Raw genomic sequence first — 18,684 nt, forward strand, 5'->3', positions numbered from 1 at the left:
CGACTTTGAATCAGATTCTGATTGAGCGGCACCGTTCCGTTTGCTGCGTGTGCCGCTGTAGAAGCAAGGCACGACGCGGAAAAGAACGGCGATTGTGCCATAGCTTTTTCAGCCTCGACCGAAAAGACACGAACATGCTGGCAAAACGGTAAAAACGTACGTTATCTCGCCGACATGAGGAAAAAGCGACCGTTTTTACGTTCAAACTCAGCCGCTGATGCGGCCAGTTTGAATTCGGCAGATGTGTTTTTCGGGACACTGCCGAGGCAGTTTTGTCTTGGGTCATGGGACGGAGCTAAGTCGATAGGCTTCATTCCAGCCACGGCCTTGCTGTTTACTGGTTTACCGTATGTATACGTAGTAACAGTTAACAAGGTGCCTCGTTTTCTGTGGATAACTCCTGTTTACCGAAATGAATCATTGGTTTGCCGACCGCATAACCGGATGCACAGCATGTGCGGCAGCGGCGGGTATACAAGAGCAACTTTTTGCGATTTTCGGCGGCGGCAAAGTTACCCCGTTTACGTCCACAACGGCTCCACATGAGTTGCGCGGGTAAACGGCGCAGTTATCCACAAGTTTCAGTGGATAACTCATCGGGTAAGCATGCGGGGACGCCAGCGGTTAACTCACCGTTAACGGACCGTTCCCTGACGCAATGCGCGTAACAGAAAGCGCGCGGGATCGAGGTCTTCGGCCAGATCCCGTTCAAGTGGCCACGGTTCGCCTTCCAGTTGCGAGGCGATCAGCTCTGCGCCAAGCGCGGCCCACACGAGCCCACGCGAACCATAGGCAAACGCGCCGTACAGTCCGTCCGTACGTGGCAGATCGAGTGGCCATGCGCCGCGCAGACGCTGGGCGTCGCGCGCTGCGAGCGCTTCGTCGGCGAGCTGGCCGATCATCGGCATGCGATCGCTGGTGACGCAACGGAACGCGACACGCCCCGCCAACGCCGCTGACTTAGCGCGATCGGCGATGCCCGCGAAGGCCGGCAGCATCTGCGCGACGCGCTGCAGGTTTTCCAGATGGCCAGCCGCGCGCAGCGTGGTGTCGGGGTCGTCGAGTTCGTAGGTGGCGCCGGTTAGCGTCATGCCGTCGGCGAGCGGTACAGCGTAGCCTTCGCCGATCACCGGCATGCCGAGCGGCGGCAGCATCGTGCCGGCCGGCAGCAATGTGAGCTGGCCGCGAATGCTGCGAGTCGGCGCGTGCTGCAAACGGGCGATGCGCGCGGCGTCGTGAGCGCTCGCGACGATTACCACCGGCGCTCGCGCGAGCGCCTGGCCCGCGGAGTCGAACACGATCCACTCAGCGCCCGACCGCTCGATTCGCGCGACATCCACACCGAAGCGGCGTTCGAGCAACCGACCCGCTGCGGCGCACTGTGCGGCGCAGAGCGACGCCGGGTCGATCCAGCCGCCGTGCGCAAAGAACCAGCCGCCGCGGGCGAGCGGCATGCCGGCCAGTCGCTGAGCTTCATCCGGCGAGACGGGCCTCACGTAGTCGGATGGATAGCCTGCCGTGGCGATCGCGTTGCTGATCGAGCGGGCTTCTTCTTCGTCCGTTGCGATCTGCAACAGGCCTTGGCCGCCGCGCGTTGGTCGGTAACCAAGCCGTTCGAGGGCGGCCCAGCGCTTGAGCGAATACAGAAAGCCCGCGCGCGTGACACGCGAGGCGACGCTGTCGTCACGCGAAATCATGGGATGAAAGACGCCGGCCGGATTGCCCGACGCGTCCTGCGCTACCGAACCATGCCGTTCGAGCGACGTGACGCGCCAGCCACGCGCCGCGAGCCGTTCGATCACCGCACAGCCGGCCAGCCCGGCGCCGATCACCACGGCATGGCGCTCGCCGAGCGCGAGCGGCGCGGGCGGCTCGTAACGCCGCACGCGCCAGCGCGGGGCGAAGTGGCCGACCAGCATCGCGCGTTTCCAGCCGAAGCCGTCCACCTTGCGATACTCAAAGCCGCACTGCGTCAACGCGCGTTTGATGTCGCCGGCGCTGCTGTAGGTGGCGAAGGTGGCGCCCTCGCCCGCCAGGCGCGCGAGCGCCTTGAAGATCGCGGGATTCCAGAGTTCGGGGTTTTTGGCCGGCGCGAATCCGTCGAGGTAAAAAGCATCGGCACGCAGTCTCAAGGCCGGCAGGCTGTCCTGCGCGTCGGCGAAAACGAGCGTGAGCACGACGCGCCCTTCTTCGAACTCGAGCCGATGTGTGCCAGGAACGAGCATCGGCCAGGCGTTCGCGAGCGCTTGCGCGAGACTCGCAATCTCCGGATCGGAAATGGTCGCGGCGACTACTTTGCGTAAATCGTCGACGGTAAACGGATGGTTCTCAGTCGATACGAAATGCAGCCGCTCGCAGCGTGACGAGTCGGCGCGCCATGCAGCCCACGTCACCAGAAAGTTGATGCCCATACCGAAGCCGGTTTCGACCACGGTGAAGATGCGGCGGCCCTGCCACCGCTCGGGTAGCGCGTTGCCGCGCAGGAAAACATATTGGGCCTGTTCGAGACCGCCCACGGCACTGTGATAGATATCGTCGTAAAGCGGCGAAAAAGGCGTGCCGTTGTCGCGAAAAGCGAGGACGGCGGGGATCAGCGGATCAGTCATGCGCGACGGAAAATGACGCTCGAAAAAAGGCCCCCAGAACCTGTCGCTTCGCGCCAGGACCCCCGAGGGGGATAAGAAAACTCGGGCCGCCCGGCGGTTTTTCACACGCAGGTTGAACGTTACCGCCCGCGCGCAGCTCGCCTAACGGCGAAAAAGACGCGCCGAACGTTGGCAAAAACCAACGCCAAGCCCCGTCCGTGCTGGGTTTCAGCCCCCAGTTGAAGGTCGCCGGAAGCAAAAATGGCGGTTTCGTTGCACTATCCGCTCCGCAACCGTGCAATTCTTCGAAACCCTTATCCTGATTGGGTTTGCGCTGCGCTATCATAGCAAGCGCCGCGAAGGGAGCGGCAGCACGGCCGACGGACAGTCATCTGTCCGGCGCTATTGGTCCGGAGGGGATCCGGAGCCGGAGCTGCTCGACGGCGCGGCCCGCGCACGTATAATCGGCGCGTTCGCGCTGTTCGTGTCAACCTAAACTCAGAAAGGAACCTTAATGAACAAACAGGAACTGATCGACGCCGTCGCAGGACAGACGGGCGCCAGCAAGGCTCAAACCGGTGAAACGCTGGACACGTTGCTTGAAGTGATCAAGAAGTCTGTGTCGAAGGGCGATGCGGTCCAGTTGATCGGCTTCGGCAGCTTCGGTTCGGGCAAGCGCGCAGCACGTACGGGTCGTAACCCCAAGACCGGCGAAACTATCAAGATCCCGGCCGCCAAGACCGTCAAGTTCACGGCTGGTAAGGCGTTCAAGGACGCAGTCAACAAGCGCTAAGCAGATTACTGCCAGGCAGTTGACACCCGCCAATGGCGGGTTTTTTTTCGCCTGCGCGTTTTCGTCCGCACACTGCGCAAGGGATAGCGGCGACGAGCGTCGCGGCTATCCCGCCGGGGGGCAAAGGGCGCTCAGTCGTGGCGATGCACGATTTCGCCGTGACCATGATCGTGGTCATGATGGTCGTGACCATGTTCGTGATCGTGGTCGTGGTCGTGATCGTCTTCGTCGAAATCCCAGGCCGGGAACGGATCGGCGAGCTTCTCCCATGCTTGCGGTCCCTGCGCGTATTCCTCGTCGGTCAGCAAACACGCGTCGAACTTCGCTTTCCAGACAGCCGGATCGATGCCGACGCCGATCATGACCAGCTCCTGGCGACGGTCACCAATGCTCAGATCGTCCGGTTCGCCATACCAGTCCGCGGCGATTTCGGCAGCCAGCTCGTCGTCGCCGTCAGGCCATTCGCTGCGATCCTGAGCGGCCCACCACATGCCCGCTGGACCGTGCCGGCAAGCGCCGCCCGCCTGCGAAAGCGAGCCGGCGATATCGTTACGCGTGGCCAGCCAGAAGAAGCCTTTACTGCGCAGAACGCCCTTCCACTCCTGATGCAGCAGCGCCCACAGTCGTTCCGGGTGAAACGGCCGACGCGCGCGGTAAATGAAATTGCCGATGCCGAATTCGTCTGCCTCACCGTGATGCGCATGGCCGTGCTCATGCTCATGATTCAGCGACGTCAGCCAGCCCGGCGCGCTCGACGCCTCGTCGAAATCGAAGCGGCCGGTGTTCAGCACTTGCGCGAGGGGCACGTCGCCGAAACGGGCAACGACCTGTACCGCGCGCGGGTTGATCCGGCCGAGAATGCGCTGCAGGCGCGTGAGTTCGTCCGCGCTGACCAGATCCGCCTTGTTTACCACCAACACGTCGCAGAATTCGATCTGCTCGATCAACAGCTCGTCGAGTGTGCGGTCGTCCTCTTCGCTCGCAGCGATGCCACGCTCGGCGAGCGCGTCGGCCGAACCGTAGTCGCGCAGGAAGTTGAATGCATCGACCACGGTCACCATCGTGTCGAGCCGCGCGACGTCGGAGAGCGACGCGCCTTCGTCATCGACGAAGGTGAACGTTTCGGCGATCGGCATGGGTTCGGCCACGCCGGTCGATTCGATCAGGATCGCGTCGAAACGCTGTTCGGCCGCGAGGCGCTTGATCTCGACCCGCAGATCGTCGCGCAGCGTGCAGCAGATGCAGCCGTTCGACAACTCGACCAGTTGTTCCTCGACGTGAGACAGCGCGGCGGCATCGCGCACGAGCGTCGCATCGATATTGACGGCGGCCAGATCGTTGACGATCACGGCCACGCGCAAACCGGCGCGATTCGCGAGAATGTGATTCAGGAGCGCGGTCTTGCCGGCGCCCAGAAAACCGGAGAGCACGGTGACGGGCAATAGCGGCTGGTTCATCGCAGTACGGAAAAGCTAGAGGATTGGAAGGCGTGCCGGGCTCGGGGTCGCATGACGGCTCGACCTGAACGATGTTCGAGCCTCGACGGCAGCACGAAGCCGCATTGTGCATCAAAACGGGCGACGGCCGGGTAATAGGCCGGATTAGGCCGGATGGAGTCAGATCAGCGGCCCGGCTCCGGAGACCGACTCAGCGCGTAGCCGGCATCAGATTCCACTTGCGCAGGATCGCGACGATCTGCTGCGAGTACTTGTCCCGCAATGCCGGCGTTTCCGAGTGGTATGCGCCGACAGCCTGCCATGTGTTGCCATACTTGTTCATCTGGCGGCGCAGATGCCATGCCGCGATATAGACGTTCTTGCACGGCTCCATCAACGTGCCTTGCGAGATACCGTACTGGGCGAGTGTGGGCAGATGAATCGAATTGATCTGCATGACGCCGTAATCGGTCGAGCCATTGGCGTTTTTATGCTGTGCGTCGGGCCTATTATGTGACTCTTGCCACGCGATTGCGCGCAGAATCAGAGGATTGACCTTTTGATACTTGGCCGCTTCGTCAAAGCAATCGGCGCGCGCCGACCCTGCTGCTATCAGCACGGCAAGTCCTGCAGCGACAGTGACGAGGGAGCGTTTCATCGGTCAAGACCACTAAATAAAGTGCAAGCGTAAGGGTGGGTTAGGGATCGCGTCGGCCATACTTCAGCCGCTGACAGCAGCCGAGCCGCGCCAGCCGGGCATTCACGGGACATCGGGGAAAACCCGCGCCAGCAACACGCAACAAGGGACTCGAACGGCTCGTATCATACCGGCAGGCGGACCTCCGTCAAGTTGGCTAACCGACATAAGCACGCAGAAAACGAAGCATTTTCGCGCTCATCACAGACCATCCTGTTAGCTTTCAATTGTTTGACAAAATAGGGCAATCTTTAGAGGAATCGCACAGCGCGGTCTGTTTTGTGACAAATCCGACATGAAAAACTGGTACTGTTCATTTTTTTCGGACATCGGGCGGCGGGTTGCGAGGGCGATGAACGCCCGCGAGGCCGGCCGGCAGATCGACAGGGCGGCGGCCTGCTCCCATGTCCGCACTGCATGACCGTCAACGGCTACGGCCGTCGGCATCAATACCCTATTCCATGAGAAGAAATCGTATGGCTTTGCGTCGCGTCGCAACGGCGCTGCTGGTGGCTGGTTTGATCACCGCGCAGACAGCACAGGCACAGGTGACACTCAACTTCGTCAACGCCGACATCGACCAGGTGGCCAAGGCGATCGGCGCGGCAACCGGCAAAACGATCATCGTCGACCCGCGTGTGAAGGGTCAGTTGAATCTTGTGTCGGAAAATGCGGTGCCTGAGGATCAGGCACTGAAGACCTTGCAGTCCGCGTTGCGGATGCAGGGCTTCGCGCTGGTGCAAGACCACGGCGTGCTGAAAGTGGTGCCCGAGGCGGACGCCAAGCTGCAAGGCGTGCCGACCTACGTGGGCAACGCGCCTGTTGCGCGCGGCGACCAGGTGGTCACGCAGGTATTCGTGCTGAAGAACGAATCGGCCAACAATCTGCTGCCGGTGCTGCGCCCGCTGATCTCGCCGAACAATACCGTGGCGGCCTACCCCGCCAACAACACGATTGTGGTGACCGACTACGCCGACAACGTGCGGCGTATCGCCCAGATCATTGCGGGTGTCGATACGGCGGCGGGCCAGTCGGTTTCGGTGGTGCAACTGAAGAACGCCAATGCGATCGACATTGCCACGCAGCTCTCCAAGATGCTCGACCCGGGCGCGATCGGCAGCACTGACGCGACGCTGAAGGTCTCGATCACCGCCGACCCGCGCACCAACTCGCTGCTGATCCGCGCGTCGAACGGTGCGCGCCTCGCGGCAGCGAAGCAACTGGCGAAGGAACTCGACACGCCGACCACGATGCCCGGCAACATTCACGTCGTGCCGCTGCGCAACGCGGACGCGACGCGGCTCGCCAAGACCTTGCGCGGCATGTTCGGCAAAGGGGGCGACACGGGCTCGTCGGCGAACTCGAACGATGCGAACTCGTTCAACCAGAACGGCGGCGGTGGGCTTGGCGGCAACAATTCGACGGGCACGTCGGGTACGCCGCCGCTGCCCTCGGGCGGTCTCGGCAGCAGCTCGATGGCCTCGCCGATGGGCGGCAGCGGAGGCGGCGGCTATGGCGCGGGCGGTGGTTCCAATTCCGGCGGCCTGCTGGGTAACGAGAAGGAAAAGGGCGACGACAATCAGCCCGGCGGCATGATTCAGGCGGACGCCGCGACCAACTCGCTGATCATCACAGCAGCCGAGCCGGTGTACCGCAACTTGCGGGCGGTGATCGACCAGCTCGACGCACGGCGCGCTCAGGTTTATCTTGAAGCGTTGATTGTCGAGTTGAACTCGAATACGAGCGGCAATCTCGGCATTCAGTGGCAGGTCGCGAACAATTCGATCTTTGCCGGCACCAATCTGCAGACCGGCAGCAGCAATAGCATCATCAATCTGACGGCGGCGGCCGCGGCGACCGGCGCCACAGGTGGTCTAGCCGGGGCGCTCGCCGGCCAAAGTCTCCAGCAAGGCCTGAACGTCGGCTGGATACACAACATTTTCGGTGTGCAGGGACTCGGTGCGTTGCTGCAGGCGCTCTCGCAGACCGCCGATGCGAACGTGCTGTCCACGCCTAACCTCATCACGCTCGACAACGAGGAAGCCAAGATCGTCGTCGGTACCAACGTGCCGATCCAGACGGGTTCGTATTCGAACCTCACGAGTTCGACGGCGACTTCGGCGTTCAATACCTACGATCGCGTGGACGTCGGCCTGACGCTGCACGTCAAGCCGCAGATCACCGACGGCGGCATTCTCAGACTGCAGCTCTACACGGAAGACTCGGCGATCGTGACCGGCACGAACAACGCCGCGACCAACCCGGCCGGCCCGGAATTCACCAAGCGCTCGATCCAGTCGACGGTGCTCGCGGATAACGGCGAGATCATCGTGCTGGGCGGCTTGATGCAGGACAACTACCAGGTCAGCAACAGCAAGGTGCCGCTGCTCGGCGATATTCCGTGGATCGGCCAGCTGTTCCGTTCGGAGCAGAAAACCCGCAACAAGACCAACCTGATGGTGTTCCTGCGTCCCGTGATCATCAACGATCGCGGGACGGCTCAGGCAGTGACGTCGAATCGCTACGACTACATTCAGGGCGTTCAGGGCGCGTACAAGCAGGACAACAACCTGATGAAGGACAATGACGACCCGGTGGTGCCGCCCATGCCGATCGGTCCGAGTCAGGGCGGTTCGCCCGAGATGAACCTGTTCGATATCGACAAGATGCGCCGGCAGAAGCTCACGGCGCCGCCGGCCAACGGAGGCGCTGTTACGAATGGCGCCGCTGTCACCAACGGCGCGGCGGCCACGAATGGCGCCGCCGCGCAGAACAGTCCGGCCACCGTTGGGCCCGCCGTGCAGAGCAGTCCCGTCACCGTGACGCCCTCTACCGAGTCGCCGGGAGTGCGGCCGTGAGCACGCCGTCCACGCCGCCGTCAGCGGCCGCTACGCCGGCAGCAACGCGAGCCGGCGCAGCGGCGCTTCCGCCTGCGGGCGCGACGGAGCATGCCGGGCGCGAGGCGCCGTCCGCGATCGCCGCTCGGCTCGTGCCCTATGGGTTTGCGCGTGCCGGTCAGATTCTGGTTGCGCATCAGCATGCGGACAGTCTCGAAGTCTGGATCAGCGAACGCACGAGCGACGCCGCGCTTTCCGAAGTCGCGCGTAACTTCGGCGCAGTGTCGATCGTGCGCGTGCCCGCCGACGAACTCGCGCAGGCGATCAACCAGGCGTATGCGCGCCAGGACGGCAGCGCAGCGCAGGTGGTCGGCGAAGTGGAGGGCGAAGTCGATCTCTCGCGCCTCATGCAGGACATTCCCGAGGTGGAAGATCTGCTGGAGTCGGAAGACGACGCGCCGATCATCCGCATGATCAATGCGCTGCTCACGCAAGCGGCGCGCGAGCAGGCTTCGGATATTCATATCGAGCCGTTCGAGACTTCCTCCGTGGTGCGCTTTCGTGTCGACGGTACGTTGCGCGATGTGGTGCGCCCGAAGAAAGCGCTGCACGGCGCGCTGATCTCGCGGATCAAGATCATGGCGCAGCTCGACATTGCCGAAAAGCGCTTACCGCAGGACGGCCGGATCACGCTGCGCGTAGGCGGCCGCCCGGTCGACGTGCGCGTCTCGACGCTGCCGACCGGCCACGGCGAACGCGCGGTGCTGCGTCTGCTGGAGAAAGACGCGTCGCGTCTGAATCTCGAAGCACTCGGCATGGCGCCCGACACGCTCGTCAAGTTCGACAAGCTGATCGGCAGACCGCACGGCATCGTGCTGGTTACGGGTCCGACGGGCTCGGGTAAAACGACCACGCTCTATGCGGCGATGTCGCGGCTCGAAACTGCGACCACCAACATCATGACGGTTGAAGACCCGATCGAATACGACCTCTCCGGCATCGGCCAGACGCAGGTCAACGAACGGATCGGAATGACTTTCGCGCGGGCGCTGCGCTCGATTCTGCGGCAGGATCCGGACGTCATCATGATCGGTGAAATCCGTGACCTGGAGACCGCGCAGATCGCGGTGCAGGCGTCGCTGACGGGCCACCTCGTGCTCGCCACGCTGCACACCAACGACGCGGCCTCCGCCGTGACACGTTTGACCGACATGGGCGTGGAACCGTATCTGCTGGCGTCGTCGCTGCTCGGCGTGCTGGCGCAGCGGCTCGTGCGGCGCTTGTGCCCGGTGTGCCGCGAAGAGCGCGTGGAAGAAGACGGCAGCGTGCGCTGGCATCCGGTGGGTTGCGACCGGTGCGGCCACTCCGGTTATGCGGGACGTCGCGGCGTCTACGAACTGCTGCTGATCGACGACAACATTCGTACGCTGGTTCACCGCAACGCGGCGGATGCCGAGATTCTCGCGGCCGGCCGCGAGCAAGGCATGCGTACGCTGCGCGAGGATGCGGACCGCTGGCTCGCCTCCGGGCTGACATCGCTCGAAGAAGTGATCCGCGTCACGGGCGGAGCATAAGCGCATGCCGGCATTTCGTTTCGAAGCGATCGATGCGGCGGGCAAGGCGCAAAAAGGCGTACTCGACGCGGACAGCGCGCGCGGCGCGCGGACGAATCTGCGCTCGCAGGGACTGACGCCGCTCGTCGTCGAACCGGCCGCCACACGCACGCGTGGCGAGCGCAGTCAGCGGCTGTCGCTGGGGCGGCGTTTGTCGCAACGCGAGCAGGCGATCCTGACGCGCCAGCTCGCCAGCCTGCTGATTGCCGGCCTGCCGCTCGACGAAGCGCTCGCCGTGCTCACCGAGCAATCGGAACGCGACTACATTCGCGAACTGATGGCGTCGATCCGCGCGGAAGTGCTCGGCGGCCATTCGCTCGCCAATGCGCTGACGCAGCATCCGAAAGATTTCCCCGAGATTTACCGCGCGCTGGTCGCGGCCGGCGAACATACCGGCAAACTGGGTCTCGTGCTGTCGCGCCTCGCGGACTACATCGAGCAGCGCAACGCGCTGAAGCAGAAGATCGTGCTCGCGTTCACGTACCCGACCATCGTCACGATCATCGCTTTCGGCATCGTCACGTTTCTGTTGAGTTACGTGGTGCCGCAGGTGGTGAATGTGTTCGCCAGCACCAAGCAGCAACTGCCCTTCCTCACCATCATGATGATGGCGCTGTCCGGGTTCGTGCGGAACTGGTGGTGGGCGATGCTAATCGGCGTGGCCGTGCTGTCGTATCTGGTGCGCTCCATTCTCAAGCAGCCCGGCCCGCGCCTTGCTTTCGACCGCTGGCTGCTGACCGCCCCGCTGCTCGGCAAACTCGTGCGCGGCTACAACACTGTGCGCTTTGCCAGCACGCTCGGCATTCTGACCGCAGCCGGCGTGCCGATTCTGCGGGCGCTGCAAGCAGCAGCCGAAACGCTCAGCAACAACGCCATGCGCGAGAACATCGACGATGCGATCGTGCGTGTTCGCGAGGGCACGTCGTTATCGCGCGCGCTCGGCAATACGAAGACCTTTCCGCCCGTGCTGGTTCACCTGATCCGCTCGGGCGAAGCGACCGGCGACGTGACCACGATGCTCGACCGCGCGGCCGACGGCGAAGCGCGCGAACTCGAGCGCCGCACGATGTTCCTGACGAGTCTGCTGGAGCCGTTGCTGATTCTGGCGATGGGTGGTGTGGTGCTGGTGATCGTGCTGGCGGTGATGCTGCCGATCATCGAGTTGAACAACCTGGTGCAGTAAGGCCGGGAGAGCAGCTGGATTGCGCGATGAGCGTGCCGGTTATCGGCGCGGTGACCGCGCAATCGGTGCAGCGTGGCGGTTTGTTCGGTGCGTGACTTTAGCGCACGTAGATCGTGGGACCTGCGGGGTTGGCCGGCAGGAACACTTCGGAGTGCGCGCCATTGCGGTCGATGATGATCGAGCGGGCACGGACTTCGGAGAGTTTGGCGCCTTGCATCAGCGCGCTGCCGAGCGACACCGCATGCGGCGGTTCGCCGCCGACGCTGACGATAGCCGCGGCGCCTTCCCGCAAGGCGAGGATGCCGAACAGTCGCACGTCCTGGTTGGCGCTGCGCGTGAGCTGGCCGCCGAACAGCGTGGCGGCCTGGTCGGTCGAGACCTGCGCATGCGCGGCCGCTGCGGGCAACGGCGCACCGGACATCGTGCTGAGCGTGATGACCCAATAGGTCAGCGTCGCGCAGAACACGGCGAACAGCGCGAGCGACAGAAGGCGGATTTGGATGGCGTTCATGCGCATCATTGTACGGACTATTGTGAAAATTGCGTTGGGTTGAAAGCGCCCTCTAACCAGGCGCTTTGCACGAGGCTCCGCGAGCGCGTGAGCAAACTTGCGGCGGCCCGGTGGTTTCTTACGACCCTTCAACTCCATGACATTAAAATGACCGGCCGGACGTGTTCAATGGCACCCTGTTCGCTGAACGATGAATTCCGCCCAGTCGAAAATTTCACCTGAAAAGAGGTAGCAAGCTATGCAACTGTCGACCACTCGCCGTCATGAAATCGCGGGTCCGCGCAGCCGTCGTCAGCGCGGTTTTACGCTGATCGAAATCATGGTCGTGATCGCGATTCTGGGCATTCTGGCCGCGTTGATCGTGCCGAAAATCATGAGCCGTCCCGACGAGGCGCGGCGTGTGGCCGCCAAGCAGGACATCGGTACGGTCATGCAGGCGCTCAAGCTCTATCGTCTCGACAACGGCCGTTATCCGACGCAGGAGCAAGGTCTGCGCGCGCTGATCGAAAAGCCGAGCACGGACCCCGTGCCGAACAACTGGAAGGACGGCGGCTATCTCGAACGTCTGCCGAACGATCCGTGGGGCAATGCGTATCAATATCTGAATCCGGGTGTGCACGGCGAGATCGACGTGTTCAGCTATGGCGCGGACGGCAAGGCGGGCGGCGAAGGCAACGATGCCGACGTCGGCTCGTGGCAGTAGGCAGTTAAGGAGATGATTCTTACGCGCTCTTCGATGTGTCGTCGTTTGATTGTGAACTGATCGTTCGTGGCCGGCACTATGCGATTGTCCGCTTGCAAGTCCCGTGTGGACACTCCGTGTACGGCTTCGTTGCCGCGCGCGGCGTGTGCCGGCGCGCGCCTTCATCGCGTGTCGTGCTCACGTGACGCGCGCGCGCGCGCCGGCCGGCAACGCGCGGCGGGTTTCACGCTGCTGGAAATGCTGGTGGTGCTGGTGATTGCGGGCCTGCTGGTGTCCTTGACCGCGTTGACGATCACGCGCAATCCACGCACCGATCTGAACGAGGAAGCGCAGCGTCTCGCGCTGCTGTTCGAATCGGCCGGCGACGAAGCGCAGGTGCGCGCGCGGCCGATTGCCTGGCAACCGGTTGAAGGCGGCTTCCGTTTCGACCTGCGCACCGAAGACGGCTGGCGTCCGTTGCGTGACGATCTGCTTGGGCCGCGTCGCTGGGAAGGCGGCGTAACGGGCGTGAGCATCGACTATCCGGGTTCGGATACGCAGCCGAGCCGAATAGTGTTCGGTACCGAGGCGATCGACGTGCCCGTGCGGATCACGCTGTTTTCGGCGGCCGGGAGCGCGACGATCGTCGGCACCGGCAATGGCCGCTACGAGGTGCACTGAGATGCGTCGTTGCAGGAGCAGGGTGGCGCGCGAAAAGATCCATGTCGCGCAGCGCGGTTTTACGATGATCGAAGTGCTGGTCGCGCTGGCGATCATCGCGGTGGCGTTGGCGGCGTCGTTGCGCGCGGTGGGGAGTCTCGCGAGCGGCGAGGCCGATCTGCACCGCCGCTTGCTGGCGGGCTGGAGTGCTGACAATACGCTGGCGCAATTGCATCTGGCGCATGCGTGGCCGAACGTAGGCTCGACGAGCTTCGATTGTTCGCAAGGCAACTTGCAGTTGATCTGTACGGAGCATGTGACGGCAACGCCGAATCCGGTGTTTCGTCGTGTGGAAGTGATGGTGACGATGCCGGGCGGCTCCGGCAATCTGGCTCAGATGGTGACGGTGGTCGCGAATGAAAACAACCGTTCGCTCTGAGCGCCGCCGCCTGTCACGCGCGAGGGGCGCGCGCGGCTTCACGCTGATCGAATTGCTAGTGGCGATTGCGATCCTGGCGGTGATTGCCGTGCTGTCGTGGCGCGGGCTCGACCAGATCATTCGCGGCCGGCAGACCATCACGAACGCGATGGAAGACGAGCGCGTCTTCGCGCAACTGTTCGACCAGATGCGGATCGACGCGCGCCAGGCCGCATCGGATGACGAGGCTGGGCAGCCGGCCGTGTGGGTGTCGGGCAGCGTGTTGCAGATCGTACGGCAGATGAATTTGCCCGGGGCGGCGCCGCGTTTGCAGGTGGTGCGGTATCGGGTGTCTGGTGGGCGTGTGACTCGGTATGCCTCGCCGCCCTTGGGCAATATGGGCGAGTTGCGGCGGGCGCTGCGCGGTAGCGAAGGTGACGGATGGAGTGGTGTGCCCTTAATGGGCGGTGTCGGTTCGATTTCCGCGCAGGTTTATGTGCCGAAAGTGGGTTGGACTACGCAGATGGGCGATGTGCAGAGTGCCATTACGGAGGCGGACAATAATCTGAAAGTGCCCCAGTTGGGGAGTGCGCCGCTGCCGCGGTCGGTGACGGGGTTGCAGGTCAGTGTCGGAGCGACGTCTTTGGCTCGGCCGGTGACTCGGGTTTTTCTCGTCGGAGAGTGAGATGAAGGGTTTTGTTTTTTCTCCGCGGGAAGTGTGGGTCTCGGTGTGGTCTTCGGGTGTTGGCCTTTCCTTGATTTCACGGTGGTCTATTGGCGTTGCCCCTGTGCGGGGCGGCACTCACTTTCTTTGCCGCCGCAAAGAAAGTAAGCAAAGAAAGCGGCTTCACACCGCTAACGTACAAGCGGAGCCCTCGCGCAGCCACGGTATTGGCGCGATTGACGAACGATCCCTCGCACAGCAAACGACAGTGACCAAGCCGTCATCCGTTCCGGCGGCGCTGCGCGCGCCGAGCGGTTCATCACAAAACCAACGGCCCTTTGCAACTCGTCGCCGTATCTCAAACCATCTTCGGTCCGCTTCCGCTCCCAGCCGAGGCGAAGCCGACGGCACCCGCGAGGGCGAGCTTAACCGATGGTGTTCCCTGCCTGCCGTTCCGGCGAGCACGCAGTGTGAGGCGGGAGGTATGACTGCCTTGTCACGGGCGGGGAGTGTGCGGGATGACGGATTCCAGATGGGCCACTACCGTGACTGTGCGGGGGACCCGCTTAGCATTGGCGGTGTGAAGCGGCTTTCTTTGCCTACTTTCTTTGCCGCGGCAAAGAAAGTAGGTGCCGCCCCGCACAGGGGCAACGCCAATAGACCACTAAGAAAGCAAGTAAAGGCCAACAACAAAAACCAAACCCAACCAACCCAGAAAGGCGTAGCAATCATCAGCGCCCTACTGGTAGTAGCCCTATCCGCAATATTGGTCTCCGGCATGCTCTGGCGCCAACAAGTCCAAATCCGCCGAATAGAAAACCAGCGCCTCCTGTCCCAAGCCCAATGGGTAGCCCGCGGCGCGCTAGACTGGACGCGCCTGATCCTCCGCTCGGAGGGCGACACCTCAGCCGGCATCACGTACCTGGGCGGCCTATGGGGCGTCCCCATCGCCAAAACCCGGCTATCCGATTTCCTCGGCCAGATCGGCGAAGTGCGCGCGCAACAAGGCGCAGATACCTATTTATCGGGCTCAATCGAAGACGCCCAGGCGAAATTCAACCTCCGGAATCTGGTCGAGAGCCCCGCCCCCGGCGTCATGCAACTGGACATGAACCAGATCGGCGCCTATCAGCGCCTGCTCGTTTCGCTCGGCCTGAACAGCCAGTTGGCCAAAACCACGGCAATCCAGGTCCGCGCAAGCCTTGCGCAATCGGCAACCCGCTTTCAAACGGTCACGTCCGTGAACGGCACGACAGCGAGCCCGCAGGTTCAAGGCGGCGCCACCGGCGGCAGCTTCACCGACAAACCCGGTATCGAAGACAGCAACGACAGCTCGGCCAACGCGCCGCTGCAAATGACCAGCGTCGACTCGCTACTCGACATTCCAGGCTATACGCCCGAGATGGTCGCGCGCTTGCGCCCGTTCGTCACCGTGTTGCCGACCGTTTCGGCCGTCAACGTGAACACGGCCTCCGCCGAAGTGATCGCGGCGGTCATCCCCGGAATGAGCGTGTCGACGGCGCAAGCCTTCGTCGCGCGCCGACAGACGGTGTTTTTCCGTAACGCCGGCGACGTACAGCTCGCGTTGCGCGGCGCCGGCGTGCAATCGGTTTCGATCGATCCGAACGAACTCGACGTCAACTCGAATTACTTCCTGATCCACGGCCGCGTGCAGCACGAACGCGCCGAGGTGGACCGCACGACACTCGTCTATCGCGACGCATTGACTCACACTACGCGTATCGTGCGAGTAGAAGACCAACTATGAATAACGCCTTTCCCAGAGAGAGTGGCCTTTGAGCACGCTGATCGTTCTATTGCCGCCGCGTGATCCGGCGGTGCCGTCGCAGGAATGGCAACTGCCGGAGTTGCCGTTCGTGCTGCTCGACAAGTCGGGGCGCACCCAGCGCGCCGGCCGTTCGGCGCTCGCGCTGCTGCCGCGCGCCACCACGACGGTGCTGATGGTCGCCGCGCGCGACCTGCTGATGATGCCCGCCACGCTGCCGCCGCTGCGCGGCCCGCGGCTGCGTCAGGCGTTGCCGAATATCGTCGAGGATCAACTGATCCAGGACCCGCAGACCTGTCACATCGCCGTCGATCCGAAACCGCTCGCGGGCGGCCGGCAGTTGCTGGCGATCATCGACCGCGGCTGGTTCCGGTTTGTCTGCGAATCGTTCGCCAACGCCGGTCACCGCAGCTTGCGCGCGGTGCCGGTCACACGCTGCCTGCCGCAGGCCGCCGCGCTCGATCTCAACGCGCCCGCCGAAGTCGCGGAAATGGTGAATGCCGGTGAGCCCGCCATGGCGGATTCCGCCAGCGTGGCGACGTCGCTGCCGGGCGTCGCGCCGGTGGTGGCGCCCGGCGTGGCGTCCGTGGTGCCGATGGTGGCTGCCGTGCTCGGCGCCGTGGTGCAGACCGCGCCCGCCCTGCTGCTCGAAGGCGCGGTGGAAAGCGCCGCGAGCAACAGTGTGCCGCGTGTCGAACTGGCGATCGCGCGGGGCGTGCAAGGTGAAGGGCTGGCCGTGCCGGCCAACGCCGTGAACGCGACACTCGGCGCGCTCGCCGGCGCGGCACCGGTCTCGTTGTACATGCTCACCGAATTGCCGGGCAATGAGCCGAGCCTCGCCACGAGCAGCCCGGCGCGGCTGGCTGCGTATATCCACGGCGCGAGCCCGTTGCCGTTCGAGCAACTCGCGCGGCGAGCGCTGGAGTGCCGCTTCGACCTGTGCCAGTTCGAGTTCGCTTCGCAGCCGTGGCGGCTCGACCGCGCAACGCTGCGGCGTTTGCGTCTGCCGGTGTTGCTCGCGGTCGGCGCGCTGGTGATCGCGATTGTCGGCGCGAACGTGCAGTGGCTGATGCTGGCGCGTCAACGCGACGCGATCAACACGCAAATGACCGAACTGCTGCTCACTACCTTCCCCAAAACGACTGTCGTGCTCGATGCGCCCGACCAGATGGCGCGTCAGTTGCAGCAGTTGCGTATCGCCGCGGGTGAGCTGTCGCCGGACGACTTCCTGGTGCTGGCCGACGGCCTCGCGCGTTCGCTGGCGCCGGTGCCGGTCAACGGCATTGCCGCGCTCGACTATCACGACCGCCGGCTCGACGTGACCTTCAAGCCGGAGGTCAAGCTCGATCCCGACTTTGCGAAGCGCCTCGGCCGTAACGGCCTGAGCGGCGCGATCGACAGCAATACCGGCAAGTGGACCATCAGGAACGGACAATGAAAGCTGAACTCGCACAAACCTGGGCCGGATTCTGGGAGCAGCGCACCGAGCGTGAAAAAAACCTGCTGGTGTGGGGCGGTGGCCTACTCGCCATTGTGATCGCGTGGTCGGTGCTGTGGGCGCCCGCGCAGGAAGGGCGCACGCATCTGCGTGAATCGTTGCCCACCTTGCAGCGGCAATTGGCGCAGATGACCGCGCAAGCGAACGAAGCGCGGCAGTTGTCGGCGGCGGCTCAGGGCGTCGCGCCCACCGGCGCCGCGCTGAAGGACGCCCTCACCGCTTCGCTCAACGATCATGGCCTCGCGGCGACACAGATTCAGGTGATCGGCAACGCGGTCCAGATCCAGTTGAAGAACGCGTCGTTCCCGGCGTGGACGAACTGGGTCGACGACGTGCGCAAGCAGTTCAAGGTGCAGGTTTCGGAGGCGCACGCCACGGCGCTCAAGGAAGACGGTCAGGTGGATCTGACGGCGTCGCTGCAGCCGTCCACCGCGAAATGAATATGCCCGTACCCGTGCCGTCACAGGATCTCGCATGACCTACTGGATGCGGCGCCTGCGCGTCGCGCTTCCCTGGCTGGTGATCGCGGTGCTGTCCGCCGCCGTCGTGATGCTGGCGATGCTGCCGGCCGCCTGGATCACGCCGCAGTTCGCCAAACAGACGCGCGGCCACGTGAATCTCGTCAATCCGGCCGGTTCGCTGTGGCACGGCTCGGCCACGCTGATGCTGGCCGCGGGCTCTGACACGAGCGCGGCGACCCTGTTGCCTGGCCGGATCGAATGGCACACGGCGTTCTGGCCGCTCTTTACCGGCCGGGTGCGCATGACCATGCGGCACAGCGAGGCGATGCCGGAGCCGATCACGGTCGACGCCACACCGCGCACCGCGACCGTCACGCCGGGCACGATCGCCGTGCCGGCTTCACTGCTGAGCGGCCTCGGCGCGCCCTTCAATACACTCGATCTGCAGGGCAATGTGCAACTGTCGTGGTCCGATTGGCGCAGCTTCAACCGCGAAGCGTTCGGGCAGTTGACCGTCACGCTGACCGACGTCAGTTCGCGTGTTTCGCTGGTCAAGCCGCTTGGCTCGTACCGGGTGCTGTTTCAGGCACAAGGCGAATCGTCCACGCTCGATCTGACGACCACCAAGGGCCCGTTGATGCTGACCGGCAACGGCACGGTCTCGGCTGCGGCCACGTTGTTTCATGGGACGGCCAGCGCCGCGCCGGAGGCACGCGACAATCTCGCGGGATTGCTGAATCTGCTGGGGCGGCCGAACGGCCCGGACACGGTAATGTTGACGTTCGTGCACTGAGGCGCGCTGAGCGGCGCGGCGGCGCAGCCTGGTCGAAGGGCGGCATCGATGTCGCTGCATGGGGCGC

18 protein-coding genes are annotated in these 18,684 nt (G+C 63.8%); 13 read left to right on the plus strand and 5 right to left on the minus strand.

Features of this window, described 5'->3' with window-relative positions; all coding sequences use genetic code 11:
- Positions 1–635 precede the first annotated feature (635 nt).
- Positions 636–2,606, minus strand: coding sequence for a bifunctional tRNA (5-methylaminomethyl-2-thiouridine)(34)-methyltransferase MnmC2/FAD-dependent 5-carboxymethylaminomethyl-2-thiouridine(34) oxidoreductase MnmC1 (gene mnmC, locus P0D70_RS01385; RefSeq protein WP_408181762.1), 1,971 nt, complete (start codon positions 2,604–2,606; stop codon positions 636–638).
- A 274-nt stretch (positions 2,607–2,880) separates the two neighbouring features.
- On the opposite strand from mnmC, the gene P0D70_RS01390 reads away from it, so the two are divergent.
- Together P0D70_RS01390 and P0D70_RS01395 are read left to right on the plus strand one after the other, a co-directional pair.
- Complete coding sequence (locus P0D70_RS01390; protein WP_091797763.1) at positions 2,881–3,081, plus strand: hypothetical protein; 201 nt, start codon at positions 2,881–2,883, stop codon at positions 3,079–3,081.
- An 18-nt stretch (positions 3,082–3,099) separates the two neighbouring features.
- On the plus strand, positions 3,100–3,378 hold the full coding sequence (locus tag P0D70_RS01395) for an HU family DNA-binding protein (protein WP_006050811.1): 279 nt from the start codon (positions 3,100–3,102) through the stop codon (positions 3,376–3,378).
- A gap of 131 nt (positions 3,379–3,509) precedes the next feature.
- Here P0D70_RS01395 and P0D70_RS01400 read toward each other — a convergent pair whose 3' ends face one another.
- The 3 genes from P0D70_RS01400 to P0D70_RS01410 form a co-directional block, all read right to left on the minus strand.
- Entirely contained in the window at positions 3,510–4,835 is a 1,326-nt protein-coding gene (locus P0D70_RS01400; protein WP_408181764.1) for a GTP-binding protein, read from the minus strand.
- A gap of 190 nt (positions 4,836–5,025) precedes the next feature.
- Complete coding sequence (locus P0D70_RS01405; RefSeq protein WP_408181766.1) at positions 5,026–5,472, minus strand: lytic transglycosylase domain-containing protein; 447 nt, start codon at positions 5,470–5,472, stop codon at positions 5,026–5,028.
- A gap of 255 nt (positions 5,473–5,727) precedes the next feature.
- Entirely contained in the window at positions 5,728–5,958 is a 231-nt protein-coding gene (locus tag P0D70_RS01410) for a hypothetical protein (RefSeq protein ID WP_408181768.1), read from the minus strand.
- A gap of 29 nt (positions 5,959–5,987) precedes the next feature.
- Here P0D70_RS01410 and gspD point away from each other — a divergent pair, with 29 nt between their 5' ends.
- The 3 genes from gspD to gspF are packed head-to-tail and all read left to right on the plus strand — an operon-like array spanning position 5,988 to position 11,144.
- The gene (gspD, locus tag P0D70_RS01415; protein ID WP_408181770.1) at positions 5,988–8,369 is read left to right on the plus strand and encodes a type II secretion system secretin GspD; all 2,382 of its coding nucleotides are present in this window, start codon (positions 5,988–5,990) and stop codon (positions 8,367–8,369) included.
- Entirely contained in the window at positions 8,366–9,922 is a 1,557-nt protein-coding gene (gene gspE / locus P0D70_RS01420) for a type II secretion system ATPase GspE (RefSeq protein ID WP_091797750.1), read from the plus strand. The genes gspD and gspE overlap by 4 nt, the downstream gene beginning before the upstream one ends.
- Before the next feature lie 4 nt (positions 9,923–9,926).
- Positions 9,927–11,144, plus strand: coding sequence for a type II secretion system inner membrane protein GspF (gspF, locus tag P0D70_RS01425; protein ID WP_091797747.1), 1,218 nt, complete (start codon positions 9,927–9,929; stop codon positions 11,142–11,144).
- 97 nt (positions 11,145–11,241) lie between these two features.
- Here gspF and P0D70_RS01430 read toward each other — a convergent pair whose 3' ends face one another.
- Positions 11,242–11,655 carry a type II secretion system protein N gene (locus tag P0D70_RS01430; RefSeq protein ID WP_035518470.1) on the minus strand — a complete coding sequence of 138 codons (414 nt, stop codon included), beginning with the start codon at positions 11,653–11,655 and terminating at the stop codon, positions 11,242–11,244.
- A 238-nt stretch (positions 11,656–11,893) separates the two neighbouring features.
- Here P0D70_RS01430 and gspG point away from each other — a divergent pair, with 238 nt between their 5' ends.
- From gspG to P0D70_RS01470, 8 genes are all read left to right on the plus strand, one after another.
- On the plus strand, positions 11,894–12,358 hold the full coding sequence (gene gspG, locus P0D70_RS01435; RefSeq protein WP_091797744.1) for a type II secretion system major pseudopilin GspG: 465 nt from the start codon (positions 11,894–11,896) through the stop codon (positions 12,356–12,358).
- 78 nt (positions 12,359–12,436) lie between these two features.
- Positions 12,437–13,018: a GspH/FimT family pseudopilin gene (locus P0D70_RS01440; RefSeq protein WP_408181774.1), complete on the plus strand. Its 582-nt coding sequence runs from the start codon at positions 12,437–12,439 to the stop codon at positions 13,016–13,018.
- 1 nt (position 13,019) lies between these two features.
- The gene (gene gspI, locus P0D70_RS01445; protein ID WP_091797741.1) at positions 13,020–13,436 is read left to right on the plus strand and encodes a type II secretion system minor pseudopilin GspI; all 417 of its coding nucleotides are present in this window, start codon (positions 13,020–13,022) and stop codon (positions 13,434–13,436) included.
- Positions 13,414–14,100, plus strand: a complete 687-nt coding sequence (locus P0D70_RS01450; RefSeq protein WP_408181777.1) for a PulJ/GspJ family protein — start codon at positions 13,414–13,416, stop codon at positions 14,098–14,100. Before gspI ends, P0D70_RS01450 begins: the two co-directional genes overlap by 23 nt.
- Before the next feature lie 463 nt (positions 14,101–14,563).
- On the plus strand, positions 14,564–15,847 hold the full coding sequence (gene gspK / locus P0D70_RS01455; RefSeq protein ID WP_408181780.1) for a type II secretion system minor pseudopilin GspK: 1,284 nt from the start codon (positions 14,564–14,566) through the stop codon (positions 15,845–15,847).
- Positions 15,848–15,875: 28 nt separating this feature from the next.
- A complete protein-coding gene (gene gspL / locus P0D70_RS01460; protein ID WP_408181782.1) occupies positions 15,876–17,303 on the plus strand; it encodes a type II secretion system protein GspL in 1,428 nt (475 codons plus the stop codon).
- Positions 17,300–17,803 carry a type II secretion system protein M gene (locus tag P0D70_RS01465; protein ID WP_408181784.1) on the plus strand — a complete coding sequence of 168 codons (504 nt, stop codon included), beginning with the start codon at positions 17,300–17,302 and terminating at the stop codon, positions 17,801–17,803. The genes gspL and P0D70_RS01465 overlap by 4 nt, the downstream gene beginning before the upstream one ends.
- A 34-nt stretch (positions 17,804–17,837) precedes the next feature.
- Complete coding sequence (locus P0D70_RS01470; RefSeq protein ID WP_408181786.1) at positions 17,838–18,617, plus strand: type II secretion system protein N; 780 nt, start codon at positions 17,838–17,840, stop codon at positions 18,615–18,617.
- Positions 18,618–18,684 lie beyond the last annotated feature (67 nt).

It is taken from the genome of Paraburkholderia sp. RL17-381-BIF-C (genome assembly GCF_046026435.1).
Lineage (GTDB): Bacteria > Pseudomonadota > Gammaproteobacteria > Burkholderiales > Burkholderiaceae > Paraburkholderia.